Here is a 3,702-nt window from a genome sequence, read left to right on the forward strand (position 1 = left end):
CAAAGTACCATTCCGCTTTTAGCGAATCAGGGTGCTTAATGGGACGTCGGAATATTTCCGTCGCCATAAGAGAGAGGATCAGCCATGTGGACTAAACCCGCTTTTACCGACCTGCGTATTGGTTTCGAAGTCACCATGTACTTTGCCAATCGCTGATTGATCTGCCCCGGCCCTACGGCCGGGGTTTCGTTTTTACGGAGCTGCCCATGTTCATCCAGATTCTCGGTTCGGCTGCTGGCGGCGGCTTCCCTCAGTGGAACTGTAATTGCGCCAACTGCGCCGGGCTACGTGCCGGCACGCTGCGCGCCCAACCACGCACCCAGTCGTCCATCGCCATCAGCGACAACGGCGAGGATTGGATTCTGTGCAACGCATCGCCGGACATCCGTGCCCAGCTGGAATCCGTTCCGAAGCTACAGCCGGCTCGCGGACCGCGCGACACCGCGATTGGCGCCATCATCTTGCTGGACAGCCAGATCGACCACACCACCGGGTTGCTGACCCTGCGTGAAGGTTGCCCGCATGAGGTCTGGTGTACGGAGATGGTTCATCAGGATCTCAGTACTGGCTTCCCGCTGTTCAACATGCTCAAGCACTGGAACGGTGGCCTGCGCTGGAACCCCATTGCGCTGGAAGGCAGTTTCACGATCCCGACGTGTCCCAACCTGAACATCACGCCGATCCCGTTGCGCAGCTCGGCACCCCCTTATTCACCACACCGCAACGATCCGCATCCGGGCGATAACATTGGCCTGCTGATCGAGGATCGCAGTACCGGAGGCAAGCTGTTCTACGCGCCAGGGCTGGGCAAGGTTAGCCCTGAACTGCTGGAACTGATGCGCGGCGCCGACTGCCTGTTGGTCGATGGAACGCTCTGGCGTGATGACGAAATGCGCGTGCGGGAGGTCGGGACCAAGCTCGGTTCAGAGATGGGCCATCTTTCGCAAAGCGGACCTGGCGGCATGATCGAGGTGCTCGACGGCCTCCCTGAGGCACGCAAGATCCTCATCCACATCAATAACACCAATCCGATCCTCGACGAGGATTCTGCCGAGCGCGGCATTCTCGATGCGCGTGGCATTGAGGTGGCGTTCGATGGCATGAGCATCGAGTTGTAAGCCTGCGTGCTTTGCGAGATGCGCGCAGCGTATCGAAACAATCGGCGACCAGGCCGCTCGATGAGCCGCATACAGACAATCGCACCACACCGTAAGGAAGCCCCATGTCACTGTCAGCCATGTGCCCCGCCGAGTTCGAGCAGGCGCTGCGCGCCAAGGGCGACTGCTACCATATCCATCATCCGTTCCATCGGGCGATGTACGAAGGGCGGGCTACCCGCGAGCAAATCCAGGGCTGGGTGGCGAACCGTTTCTACTACCAGGTCTGCATTCCGCTGAAAGATGCCGCGATCATGGCCAACTGCCCGGACCGCGAGGCGCGTCGCGAGTGGGTACAGCGCATCATCGATCATGACGGTACGCCGGGCGAGGAGGGCGGTATAGAGGCCTGGCTGCGACTGGCCGAAGCGGTGGGGCTGGATCGTGAGCAGGTGCTTTCGCAGGAATTGGTACTGCCCGGCGTGCGCTTCGCCGTCGACGCCTACGTTAACTTCGCCCGTCGTGCCGTCTGGCAAGAGGCGGCCAGCAGCTCGCTGACCGAGTTGTTTGCGCCAACCATTCACCAGTCACGACTTGAGGCGTGGCCGCAGCATTACAGCTGGATCGATGTGTCCGGCTACGACTATTTCCGCAAGCGCCTGAAAGAAGCGCGCCGCGATGTGGAACATGGCCTGCGCATCACCCTCGATCACTACACTACGCGCGAAGCCCAGGAACGCATGCTCAACATTCTCCAGTTCAAACTGGACGTGCTCTGGAGCATGCTGGATGCCATGAGCATGGCCTACGAACTGGATCGCCCGCCGTACCACACGGTTACCCGTGAACGCGTTTGGCACAAAGGCATCACCTTCTAAGGTGGACTAAAACGGATTTGGTAGGGTCGGGCGGCGCTCCGCTTCAGCCCACCAGCCCTCTACAAACGAAAAGCAGTAGGGTGGGCTTCAGCCCACCAACTCACCAAACTACCGATGATGTTTCACTGGCGAGAAAGGACCATGACCGACCGACTGCTCCAGATCCCGGCATTGCGCCGCGGCTTTCGCTTCCAGTGGGAGCCGGCGCAGAACTGCCACGTTCTGCTCTACCCCGAAGGCATGATCAAGCTCAACGAAAGTGCCGCGGCGGTACTGGCTGAAGTTGATGGGGCTCGCACCGTCGGCGCCATCGTCGCCGATCTGCAGGCGCGCTTCCCGGATGCGGAAGGGATCGAGGAAGACATCGTCGCGTTTCTGGAGGTGGCCGTTGAACGGTTCTGGATCGAGCTTCGCTAAGCCTGGCTTCGAGCCCGGTCCGCCGCTCTGGCTACTGGCCGAGCTGACCTACCGTTGCCCGCTGCAATGCCCGTACTGCTCCAATCCGCTGGATTTCGCCCGCAGTCACGATGAGCTGAGCACTGGCGAATGGATCGAAGTGTTCCGTCAGGCACGCGAGATGGGCGCGGCGCAGTTGGGCTTTTCCGGTGGCGAGCCGCTGGTCCGGCAGGATCTCGCTGAACTGATCAAGGCGGCGCGGGATCTGGGCTACTACACCAACCTGATCACTTCCGGCATTGGGCTTACTGAAGAGAAGATCGCCTCGTTCGCCGACGCCGGGCTCGATCACATCCAGATCAGCTTCCAGGCGGCTGATGAAGAGGTAAACAATCTACTCGCCGGTTCAAAAAAAGCCTTCGCGCAGAAGCTCGCCATGGCCCGCGCGGTGAAAGCCCACGGTTATCCGATGGTGCTCAACTTCGTCACCCACCGGCACAACATCGACAATATCGAGCGCATCATCCAACTTTGCCTGGAGCTGGAAGCCGACTTCGTCGAACTCGCCACGTGCCAGTTCTACGGCTGGGCGGAGCTCAACCGTGCCGGCTTGCTGCCGAGCAAAGAGCAATTGGTGCGTGCCGAGCGCATCACCAATGAATGGCGCGACAAGCTCGCCGCCGAGAACCATCCCTGCAAGCTGATCTTCGTCACGCCCGACTATTACGAAGAGCGCCCCAAGGGCTGCATGAACGGGTGGGGCAACCTGTTTCTCGATATCACGCCCGACGGCACGGCATTGCCTTGCCACAGCGCGCGGCAACTGCCAATCAGCTTTCCCAACGTGCGCGAGCAGAGCATCGAGCAAATCTGGAAGCACTCGTTCGGCTTCAACAAATTTCGCGGTTTCGACTGGATGCCCGAGCCTTGCCAGTCCTGTGACGAGAAGGAAAAGGACTTCGGCGGCTGCCGCTGCCAGGCCTTCATGCTCACTGGCGACGCGGCCAATGCCGATCCGGTGTGCAGCAAGTCCGCACACCACGGCAAGATTCTGGCCGCCCGCACCGAGGCCGAACAAGCGCCACGCGGGCTTGATGAGCTGACCTTCCGTAACGAGAAGGCATCGAAGCTGATCCTCAGGGTGTAAGGTCGGCTCAAACCTGACTGACCGGAGTCGATCGGATGACCAAGACCGCAACCCCCTATGGCTTCTGGCCCAGCGACTGGACTGCCGAACATGACGCCTCTGCAAGTTGTGACTTTGCCGAGCTTCGCGCTGGCCATGGGGGCGTGTTCTGGGTTCAGTACGATCCGGCCGATGCGCGTTCCAC

General features: G+C 60.6%; 5 protein-coding genes. All 5 read left to right on the forward strand.

Annotation, left to right across the window (positions count from 1 at the left end; genetic code table 11):
• Nucleotides 1-84: 84 nt before the first annotated feature.
• The 5 genes from pqqA to pqqE all read left to right on the forward strand — a co-directional run bounded on the left by pqqA (nucleotide 85) and on the right by pqqE (nucleotide 3,518).
• Nucleotides 85-156, forward strand: coding sequence for a pyrroloquinoline quinone precursor peptide PqqA (gene pqqA, locus AC2LD7_RS21785; RefSeq protein ID WP_003253598.1), 72 nt, complete (start codon nucleotides 85-87; stop codon nucleotides 154-156).
• 50 nt (nucleotides 157-206) lie between these two features.
• Entirely contained in the window at nucleotides 207-1,118 is a 912-nt protein-coding gene (gene pqqB / locus AC2LD7_RS21790) for a pyrroloquinoline quinone biosynthesis protein PqqB (protein WP_484599697.1), read from the forward strand.
• Between the two features lie 104 nt (nucleotides 1,119-1,222).
• Nucleotides 1,223-1,975, forward strand: coding sequence for a pyrroloquinoline-quinone synthase PqqC (gene pqqC, locus AC2LD7_RS21795; RefSeq protein WP_484599698.1), 753 nt, complete (start codon nucleotides 1,223-1,225; stop codon nucleotides 1,973-1,975).
• 141 nt (nucleotides 1,976-2,116) lie between these two features.
• Nucleotides 2,117-2,392, forward strand: coding sequence for a pyrroloquinoline quinone biosynthesis peptide chaperone PqqD (pqqD, locus tag AC2LD7_RS21800; protein ID WP_484599699.1), 276 nt, complete (start codon nucleotides 2,117-2,119; stop codon nucleotides 2,390-2,392).
• Nucleotides 2,364-3,518: a pyrroloquinoline quinone biosynthesis protein PqqE gene (pqqE, locus tag AC2LD7_RS21805; RefSeq protein ID WP_484599700.1), complete on the forward strand. Its 1,155-nt coding sequence runs from the start codon at nucleotides 2,364-2,366 to the stop codon at nucleotides 3,516-3,518. Before pqqD ends, pqqE begins: the two co-directional genes overlap by 29 nt.
• Nucleotides 3,519-3,702: the final 184 nt, after the last annotated feature.

It is taken from the genome of Stutzerimonas sp. (genome assembly GCF_982611455.1).

Bases quoted from the DNA above. Each gene is read 5' to 3' on its own strand.
- pqqB (WP_484599697.1), top strand. From the start codon at position 207: ATGTTCATCCAGATTCTCGGTTCGGCTGCTGGCGGCGGCTTCCCTCAG.
- pqqC (WP_484599698.1), top strand. From the start codon at position 1,223: ATGTCACTGTCAGCCATGTGCCCCGCCGAGTTCGAGCAGGCGCTGCGC.
- pqqD (WP_484599699.1), top strand. From the start codon at position 2,117: ATGACCGACCGACTGCTCCAGATCCCGGCATTGCGCCGCGGCTTTCGC.